This window comes from Haloferax sp. s1 (genome assembly GCF_058382125.1).
The window spans coordinates 1-2,913 of sequence record NZ_JBZRPK010000306.1 but is presented as its reverse complement, the minus strand read 5'-3'; the positions used below and the strand labels follow the sequence as shown (position 1 = coordinate 2,913).

Annotated in this window: 3 protein-coding genes; 1 reads left to right on the top strand and 2 read right to left on the bottom strand. The window is 62.3% G+C overall.

The window, feature by feature from the left end; all coding sequences use genetic code 11:
• The coding region (locus tag QT222_RS03350; RefSeq protein ID WP_491476305.1) for a helix-hairpin-helix domain-containing protein at window positions 1–884 on the bottom strand (884 nt) is incomplete at its 3' end.
• Window positions 881–1,321, bottom strand: a complete 441-nt coding sequence (locus QT222_RS03345; protein ID WP_491476304.1) for a DUF5788 family protein — start codon at window positions 1,319–1,321, stop codon at window positions 881–883. The genes QT222_RS03350 and QT222_RS03345, both read right to left, overlap by 4 nt.
• A 187-nt stretch (window positions 1,322–1,508) precedes the next feature.
• On the opposite strand from QT222_RS03345, the gene QT222_RS03340 reads away from it, so the two are divergent.
• Window positions 1,509–2,858, top strand: coding sequence for an alkaline phosphatase family protein (locus QT222_RS03340; RefSeq protein WP_004057525.1), 1,350 nt, complete (start codon window positions 1,509–1,511; stop codon window positions 2,856–2,858).
• The last annotated feature ends 55 nt before the right edge of the window (window positions 2,859–2,913 follow it).

Sequence of the window (2,913 nt, the reverse complement as noted above, 5' to 3'; positions counted from 1 at the left end):
CCCTCCGGGTCGTCAACGTCGGCGATGTCGAACATCCCGTACTCGTTCATCTTGAGGCCGCGGTCGATGGCAATGTTGCGGAGGTGGACGTTGTGGTCCTTGCTGCCCGTGAAGTACTGGAGCGCCGCGCCGTACTCCGAGGGGTCGACGACGCGGAGGTCGACTCGCATCGCGTTCACTCGGGCGCTCGCCTTCTGTTCGCCCGCTTCGATGGTGTCGCCGACGAGGTCCCAATCGAGGAAGTGCTCGATAACCGCCTCGGCGTCGTCGCTGGCGATGAGCACGTCGATGTCGCCGACCGTCTCGCGCCACCGCCGCATCGACCCTGCTGGTTCTGCGCCGTCGACGGCGTCGTGGTCGGCGAGGTACGAAAGCAGGTCGTCAGCGACCGGTCGCGCCTTTCCGAGCAGTTCTCGGCCGGTCGCCTCGCGGGCGAATTCGATGCCGTCGAGGATGTTCGCCTCCGTCTTCGCGCCGAAGCCTTTGACCTCCTGAATCCGCCCGTCGCGGGCGGCCGTCTCCAACTCGTCGAGGTCGGTAATACCGAGTTCCTCGTAGAGTGTGCCGACCGTCTTCGGGCCGACGCCTTCGACGCTCGTCAACCCGGCCATGTCGACGGGCAACTCATCTCTGAGGCCGTCTAACTCCTCGATGTGGTCGGTTTCGATGTACTCGACGATTTTCGAGGCGATGGCGTCGCCGACGCGGTTGATTCCCTTGACGGCATCTTCGCCTTCCGCGGCGAGTTCTTCGATTGGTTGTGGGTGTTCCCTGACGTTTTCCGCGGCGCGGCGGTAACTCGACGGTTTGTACGCCACGTCCTTCGCGTCGAGGAGGTCCGCGAACTCTTCGAGGAGCGTCGCCACCTCGTCGTTTCGGCTCATCGGCCACCTCGCTTGCTCGGGCCGTCGCCGCGGCCGAGGGCCTTCTTCAGGAAGTTCATCCAGCGCTTCTGGTCGGCCGCGTTCTGGAGTTTCGCTTCCTGTTCGAGGTCGACCGGCCGGAGTTGTTCGAGGGCGTTCAGCGCCCGGTCGATACCGACGATTGCCTCGACGAGTTCCTCGCCTTTCTCGTAACTCACTTCGTTGTCCTCGATACGCTGGAGTCGTTCGAGGCGCTCGCGCCGGAGGTTCCGCTTCGCCTGGTCGACTCGCTCGCGCTCGCCCGGCGGGATGGTGTCCCGGCGCTTGATTTCGAAGACGAACTGCTGGAGGTCTATCTCCTCTCCTTGGATGTCGATGCGCTCGGGAATCTGTGCGCCGACCGTCGCACCCTCCCTGTTGACGCGCTCCAAGAGTTGTTTTCGCTCGAACTCCTTCACGAGTGCTCGTTACCTCGCGTGACACTTCGCTCCTTCGCCCCTCCCAAGACGCCTCTGCGTACCTCGGCCTTGCGTTGACCGGTGAATCTCGCCGCTTACTCGGTCGTAGGCGCGTCACCGTCGTACGTCGGCGCAAACACCGGCGTAGAGACGAACCTTCTTATGGTTCTCTTGGATACCGTGAGGTATGGGTTTGTTCGACCGACTCCGCGGCAAGGACCATCCCCGCGTCGCCTTCATCGGCATCGACGGGGTGCCGTTTAGTCTCCTCTCTGAGTATCCCGAGGAGTTCCCGAACTTCGCAGCACTCGCCGACGAGGGTTCGGCCGGTGCTATCGACAGTATCGTCCCACCGGAATCCAGCGCTTGCTGGCCCGCACTCACGACCGGCGTCAATCCCGGAGAAACGGGCGTTTACGGCTTCCAGGACCGTGAAGTCGGTTCGTACGACGCGTACGTTCCGATGGGTCGAGACGTGCAGGCAACCCGCGTCTGGGACCGCGTCACCGACGCCGGTCGCAAGGCCACTGTGATGAACGTCCCCGTGACGTTCCCGCCGCAACGGAACGTCCAGCGCATGGTCTCTGGGTTCCTCTCGCCCGGCGTCGACAAGGCCGCCTACCCCGACGACTTCCGCGACACGCTCTCCGAGATGGGCTACAAAATCGACGTGAACGCGAAACTCGGTCACGACGAGGACAAGACCGCGTTCATGGAAGACGCCCAAAAGACGCTCGACCGCCGCTACAACGCATTCGAGCGCTACCTCCAGGAGGACGACTGGGACCTCTTCTTTGGCGTCTTCATGACGACCGACCGCGTCAACCACTTCCTCTTCAAGGACTACGAACGCGACGGGAAGAACAAGGACGCCTTCTTCGAGTTCTACCGCACTGTCGACGACTACATCGGTCGTATCCGTGACACGCTCTCTGACGATGTGACGCTCGTCGTCGCCTCCGACCACGGCTTCACCTCGCTCGATTACGAAGTCCACTGCAACACGTGGCTCGAAGAGAACGGCTGGCTCTCGTACGAGACTGACGACCACGACTCGTTGGGCGACATCGATGCGGACTCGAAGGCGTACTCGCTCATCCCCGGCCGCTTCTTCATCAATCTCGAAGGCCGCGAACCCCGTGGTTCGGTGCCGCAAGAGGAGTACGAGGAAGTGCGTGACGAACTGAAAGCCGAACTCGAAGCCCTCGAAGGACCGGACGGCAAGAAAGTCGCAGAGCGCGTCGTCGTCAAGGAAGATGCCTTCCGCGGCGACCACGACGACATCGCCCCGGACCTCGTCATCATCCCGAACCACGGCTTCGACCTCAAATCCGGCTTCAGGGGTCACGACGACGTGTTCGGCGTCGGCCCACGCAATGGTATGCACTCGTTCGACAACGCGACGCTCTACGTCGACGACCCCAACGCGGTTATCGAGGACGCCGACCTCTACGATATCACGCCGACGATTCTCGACCTCATGGAAGTCGACTACGCCCGCACCGAACTCGACGGTGCGAGCCTCATTCAACAGTAAGCGACCACAGAATCGACGGTCCTTCTTTATCTGCTACACTGTACCGGTGTAGAAA